25 protein-coding genes and 1 pseudogene are annotated in these 26,749 nt (G+C 68.1%); 15 read left to right on the plus strand and 11 right to left on the minus strand.

Features of this window, described 5'->3' with window-relative positions; translation table 11 throughout:
- Window positions 1-217: 217 nt before the first annotated feature.
- Complete coding sequence (locus AC1RRV_RS18280) at window positions 218-394, minus strand: hypothetical protein (RefSeq protein WP_492861069.1); 177 nt, start codon at window positions 392-394, stop codon at window positions 218-220.
- 250 nt (window positions 395-644) lie between these two features.
- On the opposite strand from AC1RRV_RS18280, the gene AC1RRV_RS18285 reads away from it, so the two are divergent.
- From AC1RRV_RS18285 to AC1RRV_RS18300, 4 genes are all read left to right on the plus strand, one after another.
- The gene (locus AC1RRV_RS18285; protein ID WP_492861070.1) at window positions 645-1,367 is read left to right on the plus strand and encodes a Crp/Fnr family transcriptional regulator; all 723 of its coding nucleotides are present in this window, start codon (window positions 645-647) and stop codon (window positions 1,365-1,367) included.
- A gap of 100 nt (window positions 1,368-1,467) precedes the next feature.
- Complete coding sequence (locus AC1RRV_RS18290; protein WP_492861071.1) at window positions 1,468-2,565, plus strand: HPP family protein; 1,098 nt, start codon at window positions 1,468-1,470, stop codon at window positions 2,563-2,565.
- 97 nt (window positions 2,566-2,662) lie between these two features.
- Window positions 2,663-3,325 (plus strand): glutathione S-transferase family protein, encoded by a 663-nt coding sequence (locus tag AC1RRV_RS18295; RefSeq protein ID WP_492861072.1) that lies wholly within the window; start codon window positions 2,663-2,665, stop codon window positions 3,323-3,325.
- Window positions 3,326-3,391: 66 nt separating this feature from the next.
- Window positions 3,392-3,817: a VOC family protein gene (locus AC1RRV_RS18300; RefSeq protein WP_492861073.1), complete on the plus strand. Its 426-nt coding sequence runs from the start codon at window positions 3,392-3,394 to the stop codon at window positions 3,815-3,817.
- 57 nt (window positions 3,818-3,874) lie between these two features.
- Here the strand turns inward: AC1RRV_RS18300 and AC1RRV_RS18305 are convergent.
- Window positions 3,875-3,973 (minus strand): annotated as a pseudogene (locus AC1RRV_RS18305) (hypothetical protein); the annotation flags it as partial.
- Window positions 3,974-4,039: 66 nt separating this feature from the next.
- Here AC1RRV_RS18305 and AC1RRV_RS18310 point away from each other — a divergent pair.
- The 7 genes from AC1RRV_RS18310 (at window position 4,040) to AC1RRV_RS18340 (ending at window position 11,550) form a co-directional block, all read left to right on the plus strand.
- Window positions 4,040-5,365, plus strand: coding sequence for a DUF418 domain-containing protein (locus tag AC1RRV_RS18310; protein WP_492861074.1), 1,326 nt, complete (start codon window positions 4,040-4,042; stop codon window positions 5,363-5,365).
- 130 nt (window positions 5,366-5,495) lie between these two features.
- Window positions 5,496-5,969 carry a transcription elongation factor GreA gene (gene greA / locus AC1RRV_RS18315; protein WP_492861075.1) on the plus strand — a complete coding sequence of 158 codons (474 nt, stop codon included), beginning with the start codon at window positions 5,496-5,498 and terminating at the stop codon, window positions 5,967-5,969.
- 183 nt (window positions 5,970-6,152) lie between these two features.
- On the plus strand, window positions 6,153-7,316 hold the full coding sequence (locus AC1RRV_RS18320) for a mitochondrial fission ELM1 family protein (RefSeq protein ID WP_492861076.1): 1,164 nt from the start codon (window positions 6,153-6,155) through the stop codon (window positions 7,314-7,316).
- Between the two features lie 61 nt (window positions 7,317-7,377).
- Window positions 7,378-8,094 carry a cytidylyltransferase domain-containing protein gene (locus AC1RRV_RS18325; protein ID WP_492861077.1) on the plus strand — a complete coding sequence of 239 codons (717 nt, stop codon included), beginning with the start codon at window positions 7,378-7,380 and terminating at the stop codon, window positions 8,092-8,094.
- Window positions 8,091-9,077, plus strand: a complete 987-nt coding sequence (gene pseG / locus AC1RRV_RS18330) for a UDP-2,4-diacetamido-2,4,6-trideoxy-beta-L-altropyranose hydrolase (protein ID WP_492861078.1) — start codon at window positions 8,091-8,093, stop codon at window positions 9,075-9,077. The genes AC1RRV_RS18325 and pseG overlap by 4 nt, the downstream gene beginning before the upstream one ends.
- A gap of 104 nt (window positions 9,078-9,181) precedes the next feature.
- On the plus strand, window positions 9,182-10,432 hold the full coding sequence (locus tag AC1RRV_RS18335) for an NAD(P)-binding protein (protein WP_492861079.1): 1,251 nt from the start codon (window positions 9,182-9,184) through the stop codon (window positions 10,430-10,432).
- A 269-nt stretch (window positions 10,433-10,701) separates the two neighbouring features.
- On the plus strand, window positions 10,702-11,550 hold the full coding sequence (locus AC1RRV_RS18340; protein ID WP_492861080.1) for an SDR family NAD(P)-dependent oxidoreductase: 849 nt from the start codon (window positions 10,702-10,704) through the stop codon (window positions 11,548-11,550).
- 120 nt (window positions 11,551-11,670) lie between these two features.
- On the opposite strand, the gene pseI is transcribed toward AC1RRV_RS18340, so the two are convergent.
- The 5 genes from pseI to AC1RRV_RS18365 form a co-directional block, all read right to left on the minus strand.
- Entirely contained in the window at window positions 11,671-12,723 is a 1,053-nt protein-coding gene (gene pseI, locus AC1RRV_RS18345; RefSeq protein ID WP_492861081.1) for a pseudaminic acid synthase, read from the minus strand.
- 88 nt (window positions 12,724-12,811) lie between these two features.
- Entirely contained in the window at window positions 12,812-13,090 is a 279-nt protein-coding gene (locus tag AC1RRV_RS18350; protein WP_492861082.1) for a hypothetical protein, read from the minus strand.
- A complete protein-coding gene (locus AC1RRV_RS18355) occupies window positions 13,090-13,449 on the minus strand; it encodes a hypothetical protein (protein ID WP_492861083.1) in 360 nt (119 codons plus the stop codon). The genes AC1RRV_RS18350 and AC1RRV_RS18355 overlap by 1 nt, the downstream gene beginning before the upstream one ends.
- Window positions 13,446-13,778 carry a DUF5615 family PIN-like protein gene (locus AC1RRV_RS18360; RefSeq protein ID WP_492861084.1) on the minus strand — a complete coding sequence of 111 codons (333 nt, stop codon included), beginning with the start codon at window positions 13,776-13,778 and terminating at the stop codon, window positions 13,446-13,448. The genes AC1RRV_RS18355 and AC1RRV_RS18360 overlap by 4 nt, the downstream gene beginning before the upstream one ends.
- The gene (locus AC1RRV_RS18365; protein WP_492861085.1) at window positions 13,775-14,002 is read right to left on the minus strand and encodes a DUF433 domain-containing protein; all 228 of its coding nucleotides are present in this window, start codon (window positions 14,000-14,002) and stop codon (window positions 13,775-13,777) included. The genes AC1RRV_RS18360 and AC1RRV_RS18365 overlap by 4 nt, the downstream gene beginning before the upstream one ends.
- A gap of 123 nt (window positions 14,003-14,125) precedes the next feature.
- On the opposite strand from AC1RRV_RS18365, the gene trxB reads away from it, so the two are divergent.
- Window positions 14,126-15,133, plus strand: coding sequence for a thioredoxin-disulfide reductase (gene trxB, locus AC1RRV_RS18370; protein ID WP_492861086.1), 1,008 nt, complete (start codon window positions 14,126-14,128; stop codon window positions 15,131-15,133).
- Between the two features lie 137 nt (window positions 15,134-15,270).
- Here the strand turns inward: trxB and AC1RRV_RS18375 are convergent, their stop codons facing one another.
- Both AC1RRV_RS18375 and AC1RRV_RS18380 read right to left on the minus strand, forming a co-directional pair.
- Window positions 15,271-16,449, minus strand: coding sequence for a cell wall hydrolase (locus AC1RRV_RS18375; protein ID WP_492861087.1), 1,179 nt, complete (start codon window positions 16,447-16,449; stop codon window positions 15,271-15,273).
- Window positions 16,450-16,465: 16 nt separating this feature from the next.
- Window positions 16,466-16,945, minus strand: coding sequence for a Dps family protein (locus tag AC1RRV_RS18380; protein ID WP_492861088.1), 480 nt, complete (start codon window positions 16,943-16,945; stop codon window positions 16,466-16,468).
- Window positions 16,946-17,004: 59 nt separating this feature from the next.
- Between AC1RRV_RS18380 and AC1RRV_RS18385 the strand changes: the two genes are divergently transcribed.
- Window positions 17,005-19,404: a hybrid sensor histidine kinase/response regulator gene (locus AC1RRV_RS18385; RefSeq protein ID WP_492861137.1), complete on the plus strand. Its 2,400-nt coding sequence runs from the start codon at window positions 17,005-17,007 to the stop codon at window positions 19,402-19,404.
- Window positions 19,405-19,805: 401 nt separating this feature from the next.
- Complete coding sequence (locus AC1RRV_RS18390) at window positions 19,806-20,411, plus strand: hypothetical protein (RefSeq protein ID WP_492861089.1); 606 nt, start codon at window positions 19,806-19,808, stop codon at window positions 20,409-20,411.
- A 90-nt stretch (window positions 20,412-20,501) separates the two neighbouring features.
- Here AC1RRV_RS18390 and AC1RRV_RS18395 read toward each other — a convergent pair whose 3' ends face one another.
- Window positions 20,502-22,589, minus strand: a complete 2,088-nt coding sequence (locus AC1RRV_RS18395; RefSeq protein WP_492861090.1) for a hypothetical protein — start codon at window positions 22,587-22,589, stop codon at window positions 20,502-20,504.
- Between the two features lie 297 nt (window positions 22,590-22,886).
- On the opposite strand from AC1RRV_RS18395, the gene AC1RRV_RS18400 reads away from it, so the two are divergent.
- The gene (locus AC1RRV_RS18400) at window positions 22,887-23,159 is read left to right on the plus strand and encodes a hypothetical protein (RefSeq protein WP_492861091.1); all 273 of its coding nucleotides are present in this window, start codon (window positions 22,887-22,889) and stop codon (window positions 23,157-23,159) included.
- 119 nt (window positions 23,160-23,278) lie between these two features.
- Here the strand turns inward: AC1RRV_RS18400 and AC1RRV_RS18405 are convergent, their stop codons facing one another.
- Window positions 23,279-26,203 carry a TonB-dependent receptor plug domain-containing protein gene (locus AC1RRV_RS18405; protein WP_492861138.1) on the minus strand — a complete coding sequence of 975 codons (2,925 nt, stop codon included), beginning with the start codon at window positions 26,201-26,203 and terminating at the stop codon, window positions 23,279-23,281.
- Window positions 26,204-26,749 lie beyond the last annotated feature (546 nt).

Here is a 26,749-nt window from a genome sequence, read left to right on the forward strand (position 1 = left end):
GTATTTGGCGGGAAACCACGGTCGTTTTCCAGAGACTGGAGACTCGCGGAGCGAAAGCCATACCCGGTCTGATTTCGAAAATTCTCGAAGTACAAAACTCGACGCCATCGAAAACCATCGACATCTTAACACGAATGAATAAAAGGCCGGCAGAACTTAGACGGTTTTATCATGAGCCATGTCGTTTTGCTCATTTCCGGCGATGAAGCACTTTTCCCTACCCCGGATGACCTTTTTCGAGCATCTCGGCCTGCCACTCGGCCAGTATGGCGAGCCGGCGCCATTCCTTGGCCATGCGTTGGCATTCCAGGATCACGGTCCCGTTCGAGGAAACCTCCATCGCCGCGTCCATGAGACTGGCCCGGACGCGGTACTGCTTGGCGGTCATTGTCACTGGTCGGCGCCTTCGGAACCGCGAGTTCGGAGGCGCGCCTCCCGCGTCGCGGATTTCCTGATCGCGATCCTGGCATATGGGCTGCTGGCCATGAGGTCCTCGGTGACAACGTCGAATCTCGTCGTTGCACGGCCCCCAGAGGACGGTCTGTCGCCGTGAGCACATAGTGGAACGGCGGCGCTTCCCATCCGCTATGGTTGAACCCCTGGCGAGGACGCGCTTTGCGCGCTGCCTGGGTCCAGGATGTCGCATGGCAGAATTTTCTCCCGACAATGCGTTGCTGCGGTGCCTGTCGAAGAGGGACCTGGAAGAATTGTGGCCGCATCTCGAACTCGTCGACCTGGATATCGGCCAGGTGCTCTACGAGATGGAGACCCCGATCGACTGGGTCTATCTGCCCGAGGTGGGGCTGCTGTCCCTGATCACGGTGATGGTCTCCGGCGCGGCGCTGGAAACTTCGATCGTCGGTCGAGAGGGCGGCGTCGGCTTCGTCGAGGCCCTGGGCAGCGGCGTCATGTACAGCCGCGTCATCGTCCAGATCCCGGGCAAGGCCTATCGCCTCCGCGCCGTGGCCTACCGGCGGGCCTTCGACGACAGCGCCGCCATGCGCAAGGCGGTCCACCGGCAGGTCGAACTGCTGCAGGCCGAGAGCCGGCAGGCCATCGCCTGCCACGGGCTGCACAAGGTCAGGGAGCGGTTCAATCGCTGGCTCCTGGAGTGCCAGGACCTGTCCGGCGGGCTTGCAGACATGCCCCTGAAGCAGGAGTTTCTCGCCGTCATGCTGGGCGTGTCGCGCACGGCGATCACCCGCATCGCCATGAAGGCGCAAGCCCAGGGCCTGATCCGCTACACCCGCGGTTCGGTGAAGATCCTGGATCGCAAGGGCCTGGAGAAAGGCGCCTGCGAATGCCGGGCCTCGGTTCAGCATCTGCGCCGGCAACTGGAGCCCGACAGCGTCCTGGGCAAGGTCTAGGCGAACGCCCCGCCCTCGAGGCGTGCAGTCGGTTTTCTTGAACCGACTGTACAAAAATCGGAAAGACCGCCGCCCGTGGTCGGGCTAAGACCGCGATCGCATGACCGCTCGCCTGACCGCCATTCTGCGGGGCAAGTCCCCCATCCGTCCGATCGACGCCTTGCGGGGCGGGGCCGGCGCGCTGCTCGGCCTGCTCTTCGCCGGGATCCTGGGACGCTTCGCCGTGGGCGGCGGCGACTGGCTGCATCCGCTGCTGGTGGCGCCGATCGGAGCGTCGGCGGTGCTGGTGTTCGCCGTGCCCGCCAGTCCCCTGGCCCAGCCGCGCGCGGTGCTGGGCGGCAATATCGTCTCGGCTGTCGTCGGCATCTCCGTCGCCATGCTGTTCCCGCACCAGCCCCTGGTCGCCGCGCCCCTGGCCGTCGGGGCCGCGATCGGGATGATGATGCTGCTGGGCTGCCTGCACCCGCCCGGCGGCGCGGTGGCCCTGATCTGCGTGATCGGCGGGCCGGCGGTGACCAAGGCCGGCTATCTGTTCGCCCTGAACCCGGTGGCCGTGGACTCGCTGCTGCTGGTCGGCGCGGGGATGATCTGGGGCAAGGTGAGCCGGCACTCGTATCCGCACCGCGCGCCCGCCCCGTCGGTCAGCCCGCACCACACCAAGGACCCCTCCCCGGCCGCCCGCATCGGTTACAGCACCGCCGACCTCGACACGGCCCTGGCCCGCTACGGCGAGCTGCTGGACGTCAGCCGCGAGGATCTGGACGCCCTGTTCCGCGAGGTCGAGCTGTCGGCCGCCCAGCGCCTGCACGCCCAGATCCGCTGCGGCGACGTGATGTCCCGCGACGTGATCAGCCTGCACCACGACCAGTCGGCCGAGAGCGCTCTGGCCTATCTGCGCGAGCACGACCTGCGCGCCGCCCCGGTGGTCGACGCCGAGGGGCGGGTCATCGGCCTGGCCCGCCGCGCCGAGCTGCAGGCGGGCCGTCGCCGCAAGGTCGAGGCGGCGCTGGACCCGTTCGTGCACAAGGTCATGGAGAGCACGCCGATCGCCGCTCTGCTGCCGATCCTCTCCAGCGGCCACACCCACGAGGCCATGGTCGTCGACGGCGAGCGGCGGCTGATCGGGGTGATCACCCAGACCGACCTGCTGGCGGTGCTGTACCGCGCCCACATCGTCGAGGCGGTGGTGGGGGCTTAGGGCGGCCTCAGGACCTGCCCGACCACGCCACCGCTTGCCCAATTCCCCTCCAACAACCATCGTTCGCCGGCCCCTTGTCCGCCAGTGAGACCGCCCGATGATCGTCGTCCACCACCTCAACAATTCGCGCAGCCAGCGCGTGCTGTGGCTGCTGGAGGAGCTGGGGATTCCCTACGAGATCAAGCCCTACCAGCGCGACGCCCAGACCATGCTGGCCCCGCCGGAGCTGCGGGCCATCCACCCCCTGGGCAAGTCGCCGGTGATCACCGACGGCGACACGGTGGTGGCCGAGACCGGGGCGATCGTGGAGTACCTGCTGGAGACCCACGGCGGCGGCCGCCTGCTGCCGGCGGCCGGCACGCCCGAGCGCCTGCGCTACACCTACTGGCTCCACTATGCCGAGGGCTCGGCCATGACGCCCTTGCTGCTGAAGCTGGTGTTCACCGCCCTGCCCAACCGCGCGCCGGGCCTGATGAAGGGCCTGGTCAAGGCCATCGCCGGCAAGGCCCAGGCGGGCTTCGTCGACCCGCAGCTCAAGGCCCATGTCGACTACTGGGAGGCCGAGCTTGCCAAGTCCGAGTGGTTCGCCGGCGGCGAGATGACCGGGGCCGACATCATGATGAGCTTCCCGCTGGAGGCCGGCGCCGCCCGCGCCGGGGCCGCGGCGCGCCCGCACGTCAAGGCGTTCCTGGACCGGATCCACGCCCGCCCGGCCTACCAGCGCGCCCTCGAACGGGGCGGGCCTTATGCCTACGCCTGAACGGGCTGCTGCCAAAAACCGTCACGCGCTCGCGATAGCCTCCGCCAACCCACAAGGAGAAACGCCATGAAGATCGTCACCAGCCTCAGCTTCCAGGGCGAGTGCCGCCAGGCCTTCGACTTCTACGCCCAGGTCCTGGGCGGCAAGGTCACCGCCGCCTTCCCGTTCGGCGAAGGCCCGCCCGACATGCCGGTCGATCCCAAGTACAAGGACTGGCTGATGCACGCCTGGCTGGACGTCGGCGACCAGTCGATCATGGGCGCGGACATGCCGCCCGAGTTCGCCCCCAATATCGACAAGCCCAAGAACGGCTTCGACGTCACCTTCCACACCGACGACCCGGTTGAAGCGCGCCGCGTGTTCGACGCCCTGTCGGAGGGCGGCAAGGTCGGCATGGCCTTCGCCGAGACCTTCTGGTCGCCGGGCTATGGCAGCTTCACCGACAAGTTCGGCATCCCGTGGATGATCAACACGACACCGAAGCAGGGGTAGGCGCTATTCCCCTGACGGCTGCCAGTTGGTGTCATCCCGGAAGCCTCGAAGAGGCTATCCGGGACCCAGGGGGGGCGTGAACACCGTGCCCGCGGCCCCTGGGTCCCGGCTCTACGCTGCGCTTCGGCCGGGATGACACTGGAAGGCGCCCCATATTTCGCATAGCGGCGTTACGCGGGGTTGTGCCACTCTCGCGCGAAATCGCGGGGCGGGGGCTCACCTATGGATACGGAAAAGGCCGGGCTGGCGCCCGTCGACCGGACGGCGCGCATCGACGCGCTGGACATCCTGCGCGGGGTGGCCGTGCTCGGCATCCTGCTGATGAACATCCCGATGATGGGCCTGCGGTGGGAATGGGCGCGCCCGCCCCTGCCGGCCGGCCAGACCCTGGACTGGATCGTCTTCACCATCCAGGAGATCGGCTTCGCCGGCACGATGCGCGGCCTGTTCACCGTGCTGTTCGGCGCGGGGATGATCCTGATGCTGCGCCGCCCGGATCCCGGGCAGGAAAGCGTCGCCCAACAGGCCTACTACACGCGCTGCTTCGCCCTGATGCTGCTGGGCGTGGCCAATTTCGCGATCTTCATCTGGCCCGGCGAAATCCTGTTCTGCTACGGCGTCTGCGGCCTGGCTCTGCCGCTGTTCCGCAAGGCTCCCACCCGGATGCTGCTCACGGCGGCCGCGGCGATCCTGCTGGTCATGACGATCGGCATCGCCGCGCCGGCCTTCAAGAACGCCGAGAACCTGCGCCTGGCGGACGCGGCCGTCGCGGCCAAGGCGGCCGGCAAGCCCGTGACCGAAGAACAGAAGAAGGCGCTGGAGAAGCGCGACGAGCGGGTCAAGAAGCTGCACTCGGCCGAGTCCCGGGCCAAGGAGCGCGAGACCCGCACCCATCTGCCGACCCTGCTCGCCTGGAGCGTCGAACGCTGGGCCGAGTTCAATCTCGACCTGAACCAGGGCGCCCATTTCGCGCTGCTGGAGACCCTGGGCTTCATGCTGCTGGGCATGGCCCTGTTCCAGACCGGCGTCCTGACCGGCCAGCGGTCGGCTTCGACCTATTGGACCCTGCTCGTCGTCGGCGTGGCGCTGGGCCTGGCCCTTCGTGGCGGCGTCATGGGCCTGCGCTGGCGAGCCGGCTTCCTGCCCAACGCCGACGTCGCGATCTGGGGCAGCCTGACCTACGAGGCCGGGCGGCTGGCCATGACCCTGGGCTGGCTGGGCGGGCTGATGCTGCTGATCAAGGGCCGGCTGCTGGGCGCGCTGGGCGGCGTGCTGGCGGCGGTCGGACGCACGGCCCTGACCAACTATGTCCTGCAGTCGATCGTGACCTCGATCCTGTTCTACGGCCTTGGCCTGTATGACCGCCTGGGCTTCACCCAGCTGATGGAGGTCTGCGTCGCGATCTGGGTCGGCCAGGCGATCCTCAGCGTCCTGTGGCTACGGGTCTACGAGATGGGCCCAGCCGAGTGGCTGCTGCGGTCCCTGACTTACGGGGCCTGGCGCTCGATGCGGCGGTCCAGCACATCCCCGGCGGTGGCGGCCGAATAGGCCGCCGCCCGTAAGGTAAAGTTGGCCCCCTTGCGTTACTAGAACCGGGCGCCTATCCTCCCAGCCCCCGGTTGTGAGCGCCCGCGACCGGAAGACTTTCTCTCCCAAGGCGACCGAGCTAAAATCCGCAATGGAAAAAGTGCCGATGACCGTCGGTGGGTATCAAACCCTCGACGAAGAACTGAAGCGTTTGAAGACCATCGAACGACCAGCCGTGATCGCCGCGATCTCGGAAGCGCGTTCGCACGGCGACCTGTCGGAAAACGCCGAGTACCATGCCGCCAAGGAGCGTCAGGGCTGGATCGAAGGCCAGATCGCCGAGATCGAGGACAAGATCGCGCGCGCCCAGGTCATCGACGTGTCGAAACTGTCGGGCAAGCAGATCAAGTTCGGCGCGACCGTGTCGGTGATCGACGAAGACACCGAGGACGCGGCTCGCTACCAGATCGTGGGCGAACACGAAGCCGACGTGAAATCGGGCCGCATCTCCGTCTCGTCGCCGCTGTCGCGTGCGATGATCGGCAAGGAGGTCGGCGAGGTCGTCGAGGTCAACACCCCCGGCGGCACCAAGGCGTACGAGATCACCAAGGTGGAGTGGCTGTAAGCGGACCTCCGCCACAGCTGCGCCATAACTAGAGTTCAATGGGACAAGGCCGCCCCCGGGCCTGCCAAAGGCAGGCCCGAGTTGTTTGTATGAGAGCGCGATAGCCGCCGAAACCGGCTTCCACTTTCGGCTATCGCGCTCTGGGGCGGCCTTGTTTCGTTTGCGTTGTTCGGGATCGACGACTTGACCGAAGCTCCCCAACTTCCCCCGAAGGCCGCGCCCCTGACGGTGTGGGCGGTGTCCGATGGCCGCGCCGGCATCGAGGCCCAGGTCGTGGGCCTGTCGGAGGCGATCGCGCGCCTGGTCCCCTGTGAGGTGACGATCAAGCGCGTGGCCTGGAAGGGGCGCACCGGCCGCCTGCCCTGGTGGCTGAACCTGCTGCCCAAGCGCTGGATCACGCCGGAGAGCGGCCTGCCCCAGGGCCGAGGCGGCGAGTGGCCCGACCTGTGGATCGCCGCCGGCCGCGCCACCCTGCCCCTGTCGATCCGCGCCAAGCGCTGGTCGGGCGGCAAGACCTATGTGGTCCAGATCCAGGATCCGCGGGTCCCGGCCCACATGTTCGACCTGGTGATCCCGCCCAAGCACGATCGACTGACCGGCGACAACATCCTGCCGATCACCGGCTCGCCACACCGCGTGACACCCACGCGGCTCCAGGCTGAATATCCGGCCTTCAAGGATATCATCGAGCCCCTGCCCCATCCGCGCGTGGCGGTGCTGGTCGGTGGCAAGTCCAAGGCCTTCGACCTGTCCAGCGAGCGGGCCGCCCAGATCGCCCACTCGATCCAGATCCCGCTGGAGCAGGACGGCGGCAGCTTGCTGATGACCTTCTCGCGCCGCACGCCCGAGCCGGCCCGCGCCCTGATGACCGCCCGCCTGCGCCATCTGCCGGGGATGATCTGGAACGGTGAAGGCCCCAACCCCTACTTCGCCTTCCTGGCCGCCGCCGACTACGTCCTCGTCACCGAGGACTCGACCAACATGGCCACCGAGGCCGCCTCGACCGGCAAGCCGGTCTTCGTGCTGAAGATGGACGGCTCCAGCCTGAAGTTCCGCCTGTTCCACGAGGAGCTGGAGAGCCAGGGCGCGGCGCGGCCGTATGGCGGCGCCTTCCACGGCTGGACCTACGCCCCGGTCGACGAGACCGACCGTGCGGCCCGCGAGGTCCTGGCGCGGATCGGGGTGGCGATCCCGGAGCCGGTCGCCGAGGAGCCCCCGGTGGTCGAGGAAGCGCCGAAGCCGAAGCGGAAACCTCGGGCGAAGGCGGCGGAGGCGGTTGTCGAGGCGGCGGCCGAAAAGCCCGCGCCGAAGCCCAGGAAGCCTCGCGCGACCAAGCCGAAAGCCTGATTTTTGCCGCTCGCGGGCGCGCCGCCTTGTTCTCTCGGCGTTCGGCAGGCGATATCAGCGGATGATCCTCGCCGTTCTCCAGGCTCGCATGAGCTCGACCCGCCTGCCGGGCAAGGTGCTGATGCCGATCGCGCGCCAGCCGATGATCGTGCGGCAGATCGAGCGCGTGGCCCGGGCCCGGCGCATCGACAAGCTGGTCGTCGCCACCTCTGACCGCGCCGAGGACGACGCCATCGAAGCCGCCGTTCGCCGCGAGGGCGTCACGGTGTTCCGAGGCTCGCTCGACGACGTCCAGCAGCGTTTCATCGGCGTCCTCGACGCCCATCCGGCCGACCACGTCGTGCGCCTGACCGCCGACTGCCCCCTGGCGGACCCGCAGCTGATCGACGCCACGATCACCCTTTGCGTGGCGCGGGAAGCCGACTACGCCAGCAACACCCCCAGCGGCCACGCCTATCCCAAGGGCACGGACGTGGAGGTGATGACCGCTTCGGCCCTGCGCCGCGCCGCCGCCGAGGCGACCACCCACGAAGCCCGCGAGCATGTCACCTGGGATTTCCGCACCCACCCCGACCGCTGGAAATGCGTCTGGCTGCCCTGCGCGCCCGACCAGGGCGCGGTGCGCTGGACCGTCGACCGGCCGGACGACTACGCCTTCGTGGCGACGGTCTATGACGCCCTCTATCCGACAAACCGGGCCTTCACGTCCGACGACGTGCGGGCGTTCGTGAGAAGCCGTCCCGAGCTCGCCCAGTACGGCGGGGATCGCCGCGTATGAGCGCGCCCAGGATCCTCTTCGTCTGCGCGGCGGGCCCCAGCGTCGGCGGCGGCCACGTCATGCGGTCCCTGACCCTGGCGAGAGCCCTAGAGGCCAGGGGCGCGGTCTGCATGTTCAGGGCGACGGCCGAGGTCGTGGCGGTGCTGGACGCCTTCGCCCCCGACATGGCGCGGGCGGGGGCCGACGCGGCCTTCGACGCGGTGGTGTTCGACAGCTACGCCCTCTCCGCCCACGACCACCGCGCCCTGGCCAAGGGGCGTCCGGCCCTGGCCCTCGACGACCTGGCCGACCGGCCGCTGGCCGCCGGCCTGGTGCTGGACTCCGGTCCGGCGCGGAAGGCTAAGGACTATGCCGGTCTGCTCCCGCTGGACGCCCGGCTGCTGCTCGGCCCCGGCTACGCCCCGGTCCGACCGGCCTTCGCCGCCCTGCGCGAGACGGCCCTGGCGCGGCGAGCGGCGGGCGGGCCGGTCCGGCGGGCCCTGGTCTCGCTGGGCCTGACCGACGTCGGCGGGATCACCGGCCGGGTGGTCGCGCTGCTGCGCCCGCTGATCGGCGACATCGCCCTGGACGTGGTGGTCGGAAGCGCCGCGCCCAGCCTCACGGGCCTACGCGCCCTGGCGGCCGAGGACCCGCGCCTTGTCCTGCACGTCGACACCCAGGACATGCCGCGCCTGGCGCTGGAGGCCGATCTGGCGATCGGAGCCGGCGGCTCCACCACCTGGGAGCGCTGCGTCCTGGCCCTGCCGACCCTGACCCTGATCCTGGCCGACAATCAGGTCGCCTCGGCGCGGGCCCTGGAGGCGGCGGGGGCGACGCCGTGCCTGGAGGTCGGGGCGGCGGACTTCGAGACGGCGTTCGTCCGCGAGGTCGAGGCGCTGCTGGCGGATGGCGATCGCCGCGCGGCCCTGTCGGCGGCCAGCGCCACCGTCTGCGACGGGCTCGGGGCTGACCGAGTGGCGGAGATCTTCCTGGAGCTGATCTGAAGCTCCCGAGAGACTGGCTCCTCCAGGGTGCGACAACCTGCGCCGTGGAAGCCCATCATCGTTAACAGCTTGTTCGCTGCTTCGGCGGGATTCTCCGTAGCAAGATGAACGCCCTTCCCGACCTCCACGGCCCGAGCCCGCGCATTCGCATTGTCGGCGGCGGGCTGACCGGCGTCCTGGCCGCCTTCGAGGCCCACCGCCTGGGCTGGCGGGACATCACCCTTCAGGAGCGCTTCGAGGCGCTCGGCGGCGCGGCGCGCCCCAAGGTCATCCACGGCCGCGAGATGCGCGAGACGCGCCTCGCCTTCGGCGGTCCCGGCGATCCGGTCGTCGACACCCTGACCGCCCACGGCGCCAAGTTCGAAACCTTCGACGACCGCTTCGGCGCGATGAGCACCGGGGCCGACGGCAAGCGCGTCTTCACCTGGGACTTCGCCGGTCCGGCCATCGACTGCCCGGTCGGCAAGGTCGGCAGGCCGGCCGACGCCAGCCTGGCCGCCCGCCTGACCAGCTATCCGCCCCAGATCGCCGCGACTCTGGAAGCCTATGTCCGCTGGCATCTGGAAACCGATCCGGCCGCCGTCCATGCCGACGCCGTCTTTCCGCTTGGCGTCGACCGCGTCTACCCGGCCGCCGCCGACCTTCAGGCCCTGGCCCAGGTCAAGGCCAGCGATCCGTGGGCCGATGAGCTCTACGCCTTGCCGGCCAGCCTTTCGGGCGGCGCCCCCACGCCCACCGCCAGCCTGCCGGCCGGCGGCTTCGCCAAGCTGTTCGACGGTCTGCACGGCGCGCTCACCCGCCTGGGCGTCAAGGTCGAGCTGAACTGCCTGGTCTCGCCGCGCGAACTGATGGCGCGGGCGAATGCGGACGAGACCATCGTCTGGGCCGCCGATCCGACGCCGCTGTTCAAGCCGCTGGGTCTCGCGCCCCCGCCGCAGGTGGAGAAGAGCTTCTTCACCTATGTCTTCGAGGTGGAGGCCTTCGACGGCCCCTGCCCCGTCCACGTCCAGAACTTCACCACCGAAGGCCCCGTCTTCCGCGCCCATCTCTATGAGAGCGGCGGCGGGAAACTGGTGGTGGCCGAGTGCGTGCGCGAGGCCGACCTCAAGACCCTGCCGCGCGAGCTGCGCGGTCTGCTGTCGGGCTTCGGATCGTTGGCCCTGGGGGCCATGGTCCACAGCGACGTCCAGCCGCGCCCGATCTACCCCTCGCTCGCCGCCGTCCAGGGCCTGACCGCCCTGCGCGCCAAGCTGGCCGAGCGCTTCGGCGGGCGGTTCATCGCCGGAACGCCCGAGATCAACGCGGCCCTGGCCGCCGCGCGTGAAGCCGCTCCGGTGGTCGTCAAAGTCGCCTAGGTCTGAGCCGCCGCCTTCCTGGGCCTTGTGCCCAGGACCCATGCCTAAGGCCGGTGCGGACCCTTTAGGCTTGCACGGCGGACGGGCCGTGAACTCGGCCTCAATTCCGATGAAGCGGAACCCTGGGTCCTGGGCACAAGGCCCAGGAAGGCGGGAAAATCTGGCTTGTACTGCATGTTGCTCCCTCGAGGAGCCGGCGCGCGCGTCCGCCCCCTAGCGAACGCCGTTCACTTACCCCATCCTCCCCTCCGAAAACGAGAGGGCGAGAAATGGCCAAGAAATCCGTGGTGATCACCGGGGTCTCCACCGGTATCGGCTGGGGCGCGGTCAAGGTGCTGACGGCCCAGGGTTTCCACGTCTTCGGCAGCGTCCGCAAGCAGGCCGACGCCGACCGGCTGACGGCCGAGTTCGGCGAAGCCTTCACGCCCCTGCTGTTCGACGTCACCGACGAGGCCGCCGTCCGCGCGGGCGCCAGACAGGTGGAGGCGGCGCTGGGCGGCGCGACCCTGGCGGGCCTGGTCAACAATGCCGGCATCGCGGTGGCCGGGCCGCTGCTCTACCTCTCGATCGACGAGTGGCGCCAGCAGCTGGAGGTCAACCTGACCGGCGTGGTGATCGCCACCCAGGCCTTCGCGCCGCTGCTGGGGGCGGGAACCCGCGTCACGGACCCCGGCCGGATCGTCAACATCTCCTCGGTCGGCGGTCGCAACGCCAACCCGTTCATGGCCCCCTACTGCACCACCAAATTCGGGCTGGAGGGCCTGTCGGAATCCCTGCGCCGCGAGATGCTGCCGTTCGGGGTCGACGTCGTGGTGGTCGCGCCGGGCGCGGTGGCGACGCCCATCTGGGACAAGGCCGACCAGACCGACACCACCCGCTACGCCAACACCGTCTACGGCCCGGCCCTGGAGCGGCTGCGCCAGTACATGCTGTCGATCGGCAAGTCCGGCCTGCCGCCCGAGCGGATCGGCGAAGCCATCGCCACGGCCCTGACCGCCCCCAACCCCAAGGTCCGCTACGTCGTCTCGCCCTCGCCCATGCAGGTGCTGATGACCGAGGTCCTGCCCAAGCGGACCCTGGACCGGATCACGGGCAAGCGGCTGGGGTTGCTGGCATAACACCCCCCTAGCGGGGGAGGTGGTCCGAAGGACCGGAGGGGGTAGTTGTTCCGGCCCGGCTTCTTCCCCCTCGTCGTCTCTTCGAGCCGACACCTCCCCGCTGGGGGGAGGATTTCGAACCTAGCCCACCATCGACCAGTCCAGCGGCTCGCCGCGCGCGATGTCGCGCGTGGCGGTCTTGCCGAGGACATTGTCCAGCTCGCCCGGCGGCAGGCCGTTGCCGGGGCGGACCGAGCGGATGTTGGCGCGAGACAGCGTCTCGCCAGCCTTGATGTCTGACGTGACGTAGAGCGAGCGGCGAAACAGCAAGCTGCCTTGCTCGGCGCCCAGCACATCGTAGTGGGCCGCGCCCAGGGCGGCCCAGGCGTTCTTGGTGTCGTCGACCAGAGCCTTGAACTCGGCCGGCTCCAGGCTGAAGGCGGCGTCCGGGCCGCCGTCGGCGCGGGCCAGGGTGAAGTGCTTCTCGATCACGCAGGCGCCCAGCGACACCGCCGCCACGGAAGCCGCCGTGCCCGGCGTGTGGTCGGACAGGCCGATCGGGCAGCCGAAGCGGGCGGCCATATCTGGAACATTGCGAACGTTCGCGTCAGCGAAGGTGGCTGGATAGCTCGACACGCAGTGCAGCAGCAGCACGCCCGCCGCGCCCGCGCCCAGGGCGGTTTCCAGCGCCGTCTGCATCTCCTGCAGATTGGCCATGCCGGTCGAAATGATCAGCGGCTTGCCCTTGGAGGCGGCATATTTGATCAGCGGCAGGTCGACGGCCTCGAACGAGGCGATCTTGAAGGCCGGCGCGTCCAGGCTGTCCAGCAGGTCGACGGCGGTCTCGTCGAACGGGCTGGAGAAGATCGTCACGCCGCGCTGGCGGGCGCGCTCGAAGATGGCCGCGTGCCATTCGAACGGCGTCTGGGCTTCCTGGTAGAGCTCGTACAGGGTGCGCCCGTCCCACAGGCCGCCGTGGATCCGGAACTCGGGCCGGTCGACGTCCAGGGTGATGGTGTCGGCGGTATAGGTCTGAATCTTGATCGCGTCGCAGCCGGTGTCGGCGGCGGCGTCGACCATCGACAGGCAGCGATCGAGGCTGCCGTTGTGATTGCCCGACAGCTCGCAGATCACATAGGGCGAGAAGTCAGAGCCGATCTTGCGGCCGGCGATCTCGATGAAGGGGGCGGACATGGGCGCTCCTTTGGGGTCGGCCCTCCGGGCCGCGGTCACCCGGAAACGTGGTTGCCGACAGTTTAACCCATCAAAAGTGGATGAGGCGTCAATCGCCGGGACGCTTGGGCTCGATCGGATCGTCCTCGACCTCCTCATCGTCGAAGTCGTCGGCCGGAGAACGGCCTTCCAGCCCGTCGGATGCCTGGACCTGCAATTGGCGTTCCCGCTGCTCGGCCCTGAGGCGCTGTCGTCCGACTAGGAAGCCGAGCACCGCGCCGCTGACGAGGCACGGTCCCCAGAACCCACTGTAGTAGTCCACGAGCCCACCGACAGTCGCCAGCCAGACGCAGGGGCCCCAGACGGTCAGCCCGTCCGCCAGCCGCATCAGTCGCCGCCTCCGCCCCCGCCATCACCGCCGCCGCAGTCTCCGCCACCGCTGTCGCTGCTTGCACTGTCACCGACGCCGCAGCTTCCGTCGCTGTCCGCCGATCCGGCGACGCTCGACGCGCCGATCGCGGTCGCGGCGTCGAATGGCGTCGTGGTGTCGCTGGTGTGTGTCCCACCGTCTCCGCCAGCGCCGGGCTTCTTGTCCTTCGCCGCGCCCAGGCCCTGCATCGCCACGCCCGAGCCCGCGCCGATGGCCACGCCCAGGCTGAGGCCCAGCGCCAGGTTGTCGAGCGCCAGCCCGAAGGCCACGCCTAGGGCGATACCCACGCCCATGCCGATCGGAAGTCCCGCTTTCATCGCCCCACCTCGATTACCGTCACGTCGCTGGTCAAGACATTGGAAAGCTCAGGCCAAGCCGCCCCGAGTCTCGCGAGCAAAGCGTCGCGTCGTATGTTGCCAAACCGCACCCAAAGGATGCGCGCTTTGGGGGTTCGCGCCAGCGCCCAATCCACGAAATCGCGGTCCTTGGTCACGATCATGGCCTCTTGCGCTATCGCCAGCGCCCAGATGGCCGCGTCAGGCGCGTCCGCGAGACCCACATCGACGACGTGATCAGCCTCGTGGCCCTTGGATCGCAACCAAGCCGCCAGGGCTGGCGGTAGCTGAGCATCGACCAGGAATCTCAAGCAGCGACAACGGCGGTGTCGCCGACCGCCGCGGCCGCATAGGCAAGCGCGGCGCGGACATCATCGGCCTCGAGATAGGGATAGTCCTCGAGAATGTCCGCCGTGGTCATGCCGTTGGCCAGCATCTCCAGCACGTCCTGAACACGGATCCGCAGGCCGCGGATGCAGGGACGCCCTCCGACCTTACCGGGCTCGATTGTAATGCGTTCCAGCAGCGGGTTCATGACCCCACCATAGCGCCAATGCCAAATGGCCGCCACCAAGGCGAAAAAACTTCGGCGCGGCATGAGCTTTTCACCGCTTCCGGGCCATCGCCTAGAAGCGGAATCGACACTATATCTGCGGCCATGTCCACGACCGCTCCCCGCCAGACCCGCTGCCTGATCATTGGTTCGGGCCCCGCCGGCTACACCGCCGCCATCTATGCCGCCCGCGCGCTGCTCAAGCCCGTGCTGATCGCCGGCATTCAGCCCGGCGGCCAGCTGACCATCACGACCGATGTCGAGAACTATCCCGGCTTCGCCGACGTCATCCAGGGCCCCTGGCTGATGGACCAGATGCGCGCCCAGGCCGAGCATGTCGGCACCGAGTTCGTCGGCGACATCGTCACCTCGGTCGACCTGTCCAAGCGTCCGTTCGCGGTCAAGACCGACAGCGGCCAGGACTGGATCGCCGAGACGATCATCATCGCCACCGGCGCCCAGGCCAAGTGGCTGGGCCTGGAAAGCGAGAGCAAGTTCCAAGGCTTCGGCGTCAGCGCCTGCGCCACCTGCGACGGCTTCTTCTACCGCAACAAGGAAGTCATCGTGGTCGGCGGCGGCAACACGGCCGTCGAGGAAGCCCTCTTCCTCACCAGCTTCGCCAGCAAGGTCACCCTGGTGCACCGCAAGGACGAACTGCGGGCCGAGAAGATCCTGCAGGAGCGCCTGCTGGCCCATCCGAAGATCCAGGTGGTCTGGGACAGCGCCATCGACGAGGTCAAGGGCGACACCAATCCGATGGGCGTGACGGGCGTGCGCCTGAAGAACGTCAAGACCGGCGAGACCACCGAGCTCTCCGCCGATGGCGTGTTCATCGCCATCGGCCACGCCCCGTCGTCGGAGCTGTTCGCCGGCCAGCTGGAAACCGGCCAGGGCGGCTATCTGAAGGTCAAGCCGGGCACGGCCTCGACCGCGATCGAGGGCGTCTACGCGGCCGGCGACGTCACCGACGACGTCTACCGCCAGGCCGTCACCGCCGCCGGCATGGGCTGCATGGCCGCTCTGGAAGCCGTCCGCTTCCTGGCCGAGGAAGACCACAAGGCCGCCCACCACCCGATCAGCCACGCCGAGGCCAACAAGATCGGGGCTTGGTGAGATTGAGATCCTCCCCCCAGAGGGGGAGGTGTCGGCTCGAAGAGACGACGGAGGGGGAAGAGGCAGGCTTTCCAGCACTCCCCCCTCCGGTCCTTCGGACCACCTCCCCCTCTGGGGGGAGGATCTAAGACCACCCGCTACGGCTTCGGGACCGCCGCCGCCGGCGCTTCCACCGTGGGCGGCGGCTTCGGCGCGCCGCCGAGGCTTTCCAGGGCCTTGTTGATGCGCATGATCTCGTCCTGGGTCGGGATGCGGCGACCGGCGACGGTGCCTTCCATCCGATAGCGTTCGCCGCCCGGGGCGGTGGCGTCGGGAATGGCCACCAGCTTGGCGTTGGGCAGGATCGGCACCTTGCCGCTTTCCAGGATCTCCGCCGGCACGGTGCTGACCGGCTGGGCCGCGGCGGCGGCGACCTCGGGCGGAGCGCCCTCCAGGATGCGAGGATCGGCGGCCAGCAGGATCTCGGCCGACAGGGTCTCGTTGCCCGAATAGCGGCCGGTGAAGGCCTTCAGCATGCCGGACGGGCCGGTCCAGCGGTAGAAGATGTGCTGGCCGAACTGCTTCAGCTTGACCAGGGTCGGCGCCCAGTACGGGGCGACATAGTCGGCGTGATAGTGGGTGGCCGTGCCCACCGGCTTGAACACGAAGCCGTTCAGGGCCCGGCGGGCCACGCCCTGGGCGTTGTCCCAGATCAGCGGCAGCGGACGCCGCGCCAGCGACCCGTCGCAGGCGAAGCTGAACTGGCAGCCGGTGGTCCGCGCCGCGCCCTCGTAGATCACGCCGCAGACCGACTTCGGATAGCCCGGATGGCGCATCCGGTTGATTACCGTCTGGGCCACGGCCTGCTGTCCCTCGGCCGGCTCGAACCCGGCTTCGAAATAGACGGCCTGGGTCAGGCAGTTCAACGCCTTGGCCTTGGCGTCGGCCGAGCCGGTCAGCACGAACGGCTTGGCGGCCTCGATCTCCACGACGGCCGGCCGCAGGGCGTTGATCACCCGCGCCTCGTCGAAGTCGGCCGGACGGTCGCCCAGGCGCGGGATATCCTTCAGCCGGATCACTTCCCAGCCGGGGACGCGGCCCCAATAGTCCTTGTGCGGGCGCGGGTCATGGCGGCGGGCCAGGGCCAGCATGGCGGGGTCCATGTCGGCGACATAGCGTCGCAGCCCCGCGTCGGTGAAGCTGCCCGTGACGCGCGCCAGACCGCCCTCGCGGCCCGAACCGGTGGGGATGTAGTAGGTCGCGCACGCGGAAAGGCCGCCGGCGACCAGCACGGCCGCGGCGGCCTTCCATCTCCTGTTCGGGGGCGAGGTCGTCAACCGGCGTCCATGCGGATCATTTGCCGCCCAAGGTCGAGCGCAGCATCCAGGCGTGCTTCTCGTGCGCCAGGAGCCGCTGGGTGAGGAGGTCGGCCGTAGCCTCGTCGGCGGCCTCGTCGGCGGCCGGGAAGGCGTCGCGAAGCGTGCGAATAACTGTTTCGTTGTCGGCCTTTAGCTCGCCCAGCATGGCTTCCCACTCATTTTCGGGATTGCCGTCCTTGATGCTGGAGAGGTTGCCGAAGGCCGCATAGCCCTGGGGCGCCAGCTCACCCAAAGCGCGAATCCGTTCGGCGATGGCGTCCAGCGCCGTCCACTCTTCCTGGTACTGGCCTTCCAGCAGGACGTGCAGCGACTGGAAATTCGGACCCCGGACATTCCAATGGTAACCATGCGTCTTTAGATAGAGTGCATAGCTATCGGCCAAGACCTTGTTCAACGACGCGGCGATGTCGGCGCGTTGTTTGGCGCTCAGTCCGGTGTTGAGGGTCTCGGGCATCAAGGAGCTCCGTGTTGCGCGTTCTAGGTAAGCGTGTCCATGCTCTTGGCAAGACATCTTTGCTTGGTGCGGGGATGGAGAACAAAGACGCCCCATCCTTGATCTCCGAAGAGCGCGGACGCATTCATGGCCTGATTAGCGCCTGGTTGATCCCTCCGGTTCCGCCCCCGGCCTGGCGCTGCGCCGTCGCGTCGCTGATCGGGGTGGCCATGGCCGTGCTGATGCGCGTCGCGCTGCTCGGCCTGCACGGAGGGGTTGGCGCGACCCAGCCCTTCTTCCCGGCCATCATGCTGGTGACCCTCTACGCCGGCTGGCGCTGGGGGCTGGTCCCCGTGCTCTCCGGCGCGGCCTTCGGCTGGTGGCTGTGGGGCGGTCGCGACCGCCAGCCGCTGTCCGAGGACGAGCTGGCCACCATGGTCATCTACCTGCTGTGCGCGGTCATGATCACGGCCGCCGCCGAAGGTCTTCGCGGCGCCATGCGCAGCCTGGCCCGGGCCCGTGAGGAACGCGCCGACGCCGAGGCCCGCCTGCGCGTCACCCAGACCGCCGCCGGAATCGGCCCCTGGGACTATGACCTCATCACCGGCGAACTCTACCTGTCGCCCGGCGCCCGGCGAAACATGGGCGTCCCGGCGGACGCCGTGATCGGCGTCGACGACCTGCCCCGCTTCATCCACCCCGACGACCGGGCGATGGCCGCGGACAAGATCCGGCGCGCGCTCGACTATTTCGAGGACTACGAGGTCGAGTACCGCCTGGTGGACACCAGCCAGGGCGAGCGCTGGGTCCATGGCCGTGGCGAAGTGATCCGCGACGAGGACGGCAAGCCCTTGCGGATGATCGGCCTGAACTTCGACGTCACCAACCGCCGCCGGGCCGAGGCGCACGTGCGCGAAAGCGAGGCCCGATTCCGGACCCTGGCCGACAGCGCCCCGGCCCTGATGTGGGTTTCGCGCCTGGGCGGGATGCGCGAGTTCATCAACAAGGCCTATGTCGAGTTCGCCGGTCTCGACTATGACGGCGCCCTGACCATGGACTGGCGCACGCGGCTGTTCCCCGAGGACCTGCCCAACATCCTGAAGGCCCAGGTCCAGGGCGAGGCCTCGCGCAAGGCGTTCAGCCTGGAGGGCCGCTATCGGCGGGCCGACGGCGAGTGGCGCTGGCTGAAGTCGTTCTCGCAGCCGCGCTTCGATCCGGCGGGCGAGTTCGTGGGCTTCATCGGCATCGCCTTCGACACCACGGACGCCAAACAGGCCGAGGCCAATCTGACCGGGGTCAACGAGCTGCTGGCCGACCGGGTCGCCGCCGCCGTGGCCGAGCGCGACGCGGCCCAGGCGGCCCTGCTGCAATCGCAGAAGCTCGAGGCGATCGGCCAGCTGACCGGCGGGGTGGCCCACGACTTCAACAACCTGCTGACGGTGATCATCGGCGCCCTGGACGTGGTCGAGCGGCACCCGGACGACGAGAAGCGGCGCGAGCGCATGATCGGCGCGGCCCTGGCGGCGGCCAAGCGCGGCGAGAAGCTGACCCAGCACCTGCTGGCCTTCGCCCGCCGCCAGCCGCTGAAGCCCGAGATCTGCCGCGTCGACCGCCTGATCGCCGAGTGCGAGGGCCTGCTCAAGCGCGCCCTGGGCGACGCCTACACCTTCCACCTGCGCCTGGGCGCGGGGGTGCGCAGCGCCAAGATCGACGCTGGCCAGTTCGAGGCGGCCTTGCTGAACCTGGTGGTCAACGCCCGCGACGCGACCTTGCCCGGCGGCGAGGTCACCATCGAGTCCCGGCCCGTCACCATCAGCAAGAAACAAGGCGAGCTGGAGCCCGGCAAATATCTGCGGATCGCGGTGCGCGACACCGGCATGGGCATGGACGCGGCGACGATCGCCCGGGCGGTCGAGCCCTTCTTCACCACCAAGGCGCCCGGCGAGGGCACGGGCCTGGGCCTCTCCCAGGTCTATGGCTTCGCGCGCCAGAGCGGCGGCTCGGTGGACATCGAAAGCAAGCCCGGCCACGGCGCCATGGTGGCCCTGCTGCTGCCGGTGGTCGAGGGCGATGCGGCCGCCGACGTCGCCCCGCATGTCGACCATATCCACACCCAGGCGCCGACCCACGTGCTGCTGGTCGAGGACGATCCGCAGGTGGCCGAGCTGGTCGACGCCATGCTGCACGACCTGGGACATTCGGTGGTGCGGGCCAGCGGCGTCGACGAGGCCCTGTCGCGGCTGGAGCAGGACGTCGGCATCCAGCTGGTGCTGAGCGACGTGATCATGCCGGGCGGCAAGAGCGGGGTGGACCTGGCCGAGAAGCTGGCGACCGACCGGCCCGGCCTGCCGGTGGTGCTGTGCTCGGGCTACACCGGCGGCGACCAGGGCCGCGCGCGCGCAGGGAACTGGCCGTTCATCAGCAAGCCGTTCTCGCTGGAAACCCTGGCCCAGGCCCTGGCGCAGGCGCGGCCGCACTGAGGCCCTGCTCAAGGGACCGGCGCACCGCCTCGACTAGAATTCATGATGAATACCTGCCAAGGTTGCTTTCGCAACTGCGGGGGCGGGGAAATGCGATCCTTGGGGGTCACTGGCCTGTGCTTGACTCTGGCATGCCTGACGGCGGCGCCGGCCGCCGCCCAACGCTCATCGGTGGGAGAAGGTTCGGCGCGGGAAAAATCCGAGCGGGTCGAACGCAAGGAGCTCGTGAAGCCGCAAAACGGCCAAGATCGGGCTCGCCAGGACAAGGCAAGGCATGACGGCATCGCCGGCTCGGACACCGGTTCCGGATCCGGTAGCCCCAGCCCGAGCGAGCCGCCGCCTCCACGCCCCCCGCAGCCGACCTGCCCCACGGGTCAGGCGGCATACTGGTTGGGGGGAAAATGGGTTTGCGTCTGATCGCGGCGCTGATCGGCGCCGCCCTGCTCTTTTCGCCGCTTCAAGTCCGGGCTCAGGAGGCAGCCGTCCCCACGGCGTCCTCGGAAGACCGCGCCCTGGCGACCGCGGTGCGAAGGCAGTCCCTGCAGGAAAGCCTGGAGATGTCCCGCCTGCTGATCGAGGAGCGCCGCCGCGACGGCCGGCTCGAGGAAATGAGGCTCAGGCGGGCCGCCCGCGAAGACGCTCACATGGTCTTCACCCTCTACAAGCAGTCCGTCACCGACGTCATCATCTTCGTCATCGTCATGACCATGACGGTGGCCGGCGTCTATATGAGCTATCTGCAGTTCAAGAAGGGGCTCGGCGACCTCGACAGCCTGAAGCCGATCGTGGCGCCCCGCGAGGGCGCGGCCCCGCCGCAGGGAACGGAGGACGCCAAGGCGGCCTTGACCCAGTTCAAGATAAGCCTCTCCGGGATCGAGATGACCTCTTCCATCGTGGGCCTTCTGGTCCTGGTGGTCTCCTTGGCCTTCTTCTACCTGTACCTGGACAAGGTCTACGGGATCAAAGTCCTGGCCGCGCCGGCGGTTATCGAGAAACGGATCGGCTGAGCGCGCCACGCGAAAAAGCCGGCTCGTTGTCGAGCCGGCTTTCGAAGCACCGGGGCGATCCGCGCTTGGACCGCCCCGTCGATAACATCCTCAGCCGAAGTGGACGTCCGCCACGGCCACGCCGGTGCCCGTGCTGACATTGGTGACGCCGACCAGCTTGATCAGGCCGTCGCCGCTGTTGAGGCCGACGGTGGCGTCCTGGTGATAGATGTAGGTGTCGCCGTTGTAGGCGAACACCGCCGTGGCGTTGGCGGCCAACTGCAGCGAGACATTGGCCAGGGCCTGCTCGACCGTGGTCGCCGTCCCGGGCGTCAGGTTGGTGACCAGGGCCGGAACGGCCGCGCCGAGATTGACGACGTCCACGCTCTTCACGAAGTCGGTGATCACCGACATCGTCGTGACCTTGCCGCCGTCCAGCGTCACGTTGGAGAAACGCGGCGAGGCGAAGCCGTCCTGGTAGAGCGAGAAGACGTCGGCGCCGGCCCCCAGGGTGTAGGTCGAGTTGGCCTGGCCGCGCAGGTCGGCCGCGATGCTGTCGTTGGCGCTCGACAGCACGGCGACGGTCGCATTGTTGACGGTGGCCGAACCGATGTGGGTGATGTCGACCCCGGCCGAGGCGGTGGCGTCCAGGTTGAAGGTGTCGAACCCGGCGGTCAGGCGACCGACGCCCTTGACGATGACCGACGTGCCGCCGGTGATCGAGGTGAGCGAGCTGTTGCTCTGAACGTTCAGGATCAGGGCGCCGTCGTCATTGCCCACCCGCAGGGTGGTCGGCGTCGCGCCGCCGTTGGAGACCCCGGCCAGCCGGACCTCGACCGCCTTGGCGCCGACCAGCGTGGAGCTCGAGCCGGAGAAGACCAGGTCGGTGTGGTAGTTGGCGACCACCGCCCCGCTGCTGACGTTGTTCAGTTCGAACGACACGCCGTCAGCGATATCGGTGACCGTCGCCGCCGAATTGACGGTGATGTCCTTCAGGCCGGTCCAGCCCGTGGCCGGAACGCCGCCGAAGGTGATGTTGGCGCTGGTGATCACCACATGCTCGACATTGGTGATCTTGGGGTTCAGCACCGAGTCCGTATTGAAGGCGATCGTGGCGGTGTCGTCGCCCGCGCCGCCATCGATCACCGCGCCGTCGGCCATGCGGCCGACCGTGATGACGTCATTGCCGGCGCCCGCCGAGATCGTGCCGTTGGGCTGTCCGCCCTGGACCACCGTGGAGGCCGCCAGCACCCCGACGCTGATCACGTCATTGCCGATCCCGGTATCGATATAGCCGGCGAAACCACCGGTGTAGGTGACCCGGTCATGACCATCGCCGGTGACGATCGACTGGGCGGCGTTGCTGTCGACGCCCGTGATCGTGTCGCTGCCGGTGGTCGCGCGAAGCTCAGGCGCGGTCGCGCCGAGCGAGACGCTCTGGTCGATGGCCGCGGTGATCGACGCGCCGACCGGATAGACCGCCTGGGCGCCGTAGACCCCCAGCAGGTCGACATTGTAGGCCGCCTCGCCATCCGCCGCGAGATCGGCCAGGAACGCCGCGTTGGCGGACGCGTAGGAGCCGATCCCGCTCTTGGCGGCCTCGGCCAGCAGCCAGCCGACCATGGCGGCCTTCGTGCCCTGGCCGTTGGCGCCGTCCTGTCCGTAGGCGGCGAAGTATTCGGCGCGGGTGAAGGTCCCGCCCTTGCCGTTCGGAACGATGGCGGTCAGCAGCTGGTCGACCTTGCCGTTTTCGGGGGCGAAGCCGAAGATCTCGGTATAGGCCTTGGCCGTCGCGGCGCTGAGGTCCAGCGCGCCATAGGCCGCCGTGAAGCGGGCCGCGCCCGCCCCGCCCTTGCCCAGGGCGACGGCGAAATTGATGTAGCGGTTCTCGGCCGAGAACGAGGCGTAATAGGGAGAGTTCAGGTTGGTGGGATTACCGCCGGTCGGCGAGACCAGATAGTCGAAGCCGCCCGTCGAGGGCGTGACGCCGACAAAGAAGTAGTACGACAGCGAGGCGACCGACGTCGTGTTGAAGACCATCGCGGCGACTTGCGTGCGCGCCTGGGTCAAGGTCAGCGCCGCGGTGTCGACGCTGTTGGCGAGAGCCTGGAGGGCTGCATTGTCGGCCGTCGAGACATCCGCGTATCGGATGCGGGCGAGGTCGCTATAGGTCGTCCGCAGAACTTGAAGCGTGGCCATTTTTCTACCCTAGACAGCGTGTGACACGCCTCTAACGCCAAACTCGCGAAATGGTGCGGTTAGGCGCTGCAATTAATTTGCACGTCATCGCGCAAAGGCGGCGGCCGGCCGCCAAGCCTTCGGGTCGAAGTCCGTAAAACCTTCATGGCGCCGACGCCGCAGCGGCCTGCCGACGCCAAGGCGCGCGAAGGGGGTGGCGGGCGGGGTGGCCTGGACGCGCTTGTCGGGTTAACACCCTGCATGGCACGCACGAAACTAAGCCCTGAATTCGAGATCGAGGTCGACGGAGAGCCCTTCATGTGGCGTCTCCATCGCCAGCCCGGCTGGTCCAATGACGGCCCGGAGCGACATGGCATGGCGATCGCCGTGCACCACAAGGAAGGCAAGCGCGAAGCCGTCGTGGAGTTTCCGCCGGGCCCGCAGCCCCGGTACGGCGCGCCGCTGCTGAAGCCCTCGCACATCGCTCCGACCCTGGTGGCCAAAGCCATCGCCTCGGCCATCGCGGCCGGATGGGAGCCGCTGTCGCGCGGCAAGACGGTCGCCATCGTCGTGGACGAGACCGGCGCCTGACGCATTGCCTGTGTCCCGGGGCCTGAATCCGGCCGGGATCACCACCTTCCCCGTCCCAAAACAAAAGGGCCGGCCCCTCGCGGAGCCGGCCCTCTCAACTCACCCGAAGGTGGGTTGGCTTAGTACTCGAACCGCACGCCAACCTTGAACGTACGACCGATCAGACCGGCGTAGTGGAAGGTGGTGAGGAAGTTCGGGGCCGAGGCGTAGGCGCCCGGCGCAATCGGCGCACGCTTGTCGAACACGTTGCCGACGTTGGCGAACAGCTGGATGCCGTCCTTAACCTGCGCCGTGGCGTTCATGTCGACGTTGATGAACTTCTTGATGTAGCAGAACTTCTCGCCCATCACGGCGTTGCCGGTGTTGTACTGGTTGCCGGCGGCGCAGGTCACGTCGGTGCGTTGGTCTTGAGCGACCGACTTGATCTTGCCGACATAGTAGGCCGTGGCCGACAGCGTGTACTTGTCGCCGAACGACACGGTGTTCTGCCAGTTGCCCTTCCAGTCAGGCGTGCCGTTACCCGACGACAGGTCGTACGGGCCCAGCGTGCCGGCGTACTTCTGCACGGCCGTGGCGGTGTGCAGGTCGTACTTGATCACGTGAGTGACTTCGACGCGGCTGGTCCACTTGATGTCGTCCGTCAGGTTGAACTTACCCGTGGCCGCGAAGTCGATGCCGGCCGTGGTCGCGTAGTTGGCGTTCACGTACGGGACGTTGATGATCAGGACGCGCGGTTGAGCGGTCGGGAACAGCGGATCCGGCGCGTCGATCACGTTACAGGAGTAACCTTGACCCACGGCGGCCACGGCGGCGCAACCGGCGGTCTGGTTGCCAGCGGCGTAGTAGTCCGCGAAGGCCTTGCCGACGTCCGGACCGGCGATGATCAGGTCCGACTTCTTCACGTTGTAGTAGTCGACCGTCATCGAGAGCCAACGGGTCGGCTCGGCGATGGCGCCGAACGTGAAGCTGCGCGACTTCTCGGGCTTCAGGTTCGGGTTGCCGGCCACGCCGCGACCCAGGCTGTAGGCCTGAGCATACGGGTTGGTCGAGCCACCGTGAGCGGCCTGGAAGCTGGCCGGCGGGGTCGAGGTGACGAAGCCGGCGTACTGCGAGCGCGGGCCCGATTCAGCGAAGGTCGGCGCGCGGAAGCCCTTGGAGTAGGTGCCGCGGAAGGCCAGTTGCTTGATCGGGGTGAACTTCGCGCCGAACTTCGGCGAGAAGGCGCTGAAGCCTTCCGAATAGTCGTCGTAACGGCCCGACGCGCTCAGTTCGAGCGTGCTGGTGACCGGGGCGGCGAGTTCGAAGAAGGCGGCCTTCACGGTGTGCTTGCCGAAGGCCGAAGCCGTCGACAGGCCATAGGTGTCGAGGCGGACGTTCTGGTTGTTGTTTTCCAGGACTTCCTTACGGGCCTGGACGCCAACGGCCAGTTGCATGTCGCCGCCCGGCAGGGCCCACAGCGTCTTGGTGATCGACGCGTCGATCGACATCAGCGACGAGTGCGACGGCGTCACCTTGTCCGGCGAGATCGCGTTGCGAACGGCGGCGGTGTTCTGCGACGGGTCGACGAAGTTGTACGAGCCCGTGTTGATCGCGGTCATCAGGCCGGCGATGTTCAGCAGGCCGTGTTGCGTCAGGCGCAGGTTGTCGCGAGCGCCGACGGCTTCAACGCGCCAGTTCCAGTCGTCACCGAACGAGCCGTTGAAGCCGATCGTGCCACGGATGACTTCGTTGTCGCGCTCGCTGCCGGCCGGCAGGTCGCCGAACAGGTAGTAGAGGCGGGCCGCGCCGTTCGACGGGTCAGCCGCGAAGGCGGCCGCGAACGGGTTGTTCGGGTTCAGCTTGCGGTCCGGAGCGGTCGAGCAGTTCACGGCCGCCGGGCAGACGTAGACCGGCAGGACGATACCCGGGTTCGACGAGGCCAGAGCCGGCGCGCCACCGAAGGGCTGGGTCTGACGGACGGCCGTCGGCTGACCCTTGATGTTGACGTAGCTCTTCGAATAGCTGCCGGTCGCGTAGCCTTCGACATTGTCGCTCATGCGGAAGCTCAGGCGGCCGTTGAAGGCGTAGCGCTTCTGCTTGGGCTGGATCTGGCGATAGTAGTCGACCAGGTCCCACTTACAGCCGGTGCCGTTGGCCGCGGCGGACACCTGGGTGTAGGTGCCGTTGGCGCAGTTCAGGTTCAGCGACTGGTAGCTGGTGGTGAGCGGCGCGCCAGCGCCACCGGCCAGCGGGTTGTTCAGGTCGGTCTGACGCACGCGGGTCACGACGGCGTTCGGCGTGGCGGTGGTCAGGGCCTGGTCGGCGGTGTTGTTGTCCAGGCCGCCGATCGAGCTCAGGTCCTGGGTGTTGTACGGGAAGCCACGGCTGTGGTTCGAGACCCGGCCGTTCTTCTGGTACTCGGCGTTGACGTAGACGTTCCAGCCGGTCTCGGCGTAATCGCCATAGCCCAGCGTGATGTCGGCGCGCTTGTGCTCGGCGTCGCCACGATCGCTTTCGCCGGCTTCCATGCTGCCCTTAACGCCGACGAATTGCTTCTTCAGCTTCAGGTTCACCACGCCGCCGATGGCGTCGGCGCCGTACGACGACGAGGCGCCGTCCTTCAGCACTTCGATGCGGTCGATCAGGCTGAACGGGATCGAGTTCAGGTCGACATAGGCGTTACGGCCGTCGTCGTTCAGCGGGAAGTTGGTCGAGCGCAGGCCGTCGACCAGAACCAGGGTCGACGAGACGCCCAGGCCGCGCAGCGAGACGGCCGAGCCGCCGGCGCTGAAGCCGCTCTGGAAGCCGGTGCCGATCGAACCGGCGCCGTCGGCCGAGATCGAGCGGATGGCGTCCGTGGCGGTGGTGATGCCGGCGTGTTCCAGCGTTTCGGCGGTCATCACGGTGACCGGCGAAGGGGTTTCGGTGTCCGTGCGGCGGAACAGCGAACCGGTGACGACAATTTCCTCAACTTGCGTCTGGTCGGCGGTCTGCGCGGCAGGAGCGGCGGTCTGGGCGGCGGCTTGGCTTGCGCCCAGCACGGCCACGGCGACGCCGCAGATCATGGAGGAAGCGAGCAAGCGCTCCCGGATGGACTTCGTATTCAAGGTATACTCCCCAGCGTCTCTGCGCCGCGCATGCGTCATGCGCGCTTCCGGGATTCGGATTGGAACCCGGCTGGCGGCGAGCTACGGACTTAATCGATCTGAGGTCAACGAACATTGCGACCCTGAAATGCGACGCCAAATGGCTGTCGCAATTAAGTCACAGGCTTACAAAGTCGTAATGAGCCCCGCTATCCATAAGCCGCGAAAAACTTCCAAGATTAGTTCACTACTTCAAATAGTATAAATCCGTGCTCGATATTGAAATTCGATGCATCCAGGCCACCGTTTTATACTTGTACACCAAATACTGTACATTTGATACGTCGAGGAACGCACATAGCTTTCCGCGCATCCCCGCTGGTAACGGTATTTTTCTTCCACATTACGGATATGTAAGCCCAAAACCTCGCGGGCGGGGCCCTGGTCTTGGCAAGGCCAGACCGCTGCGACGGGACGCCGCACCCCTCGCCGCCCGGTTCGCCACAGCCAAGGCGCCTCAGAAAA

This window comes from Caulobacter sp. GW821-FHT11E10 (genome assembly GCF_058808375.1).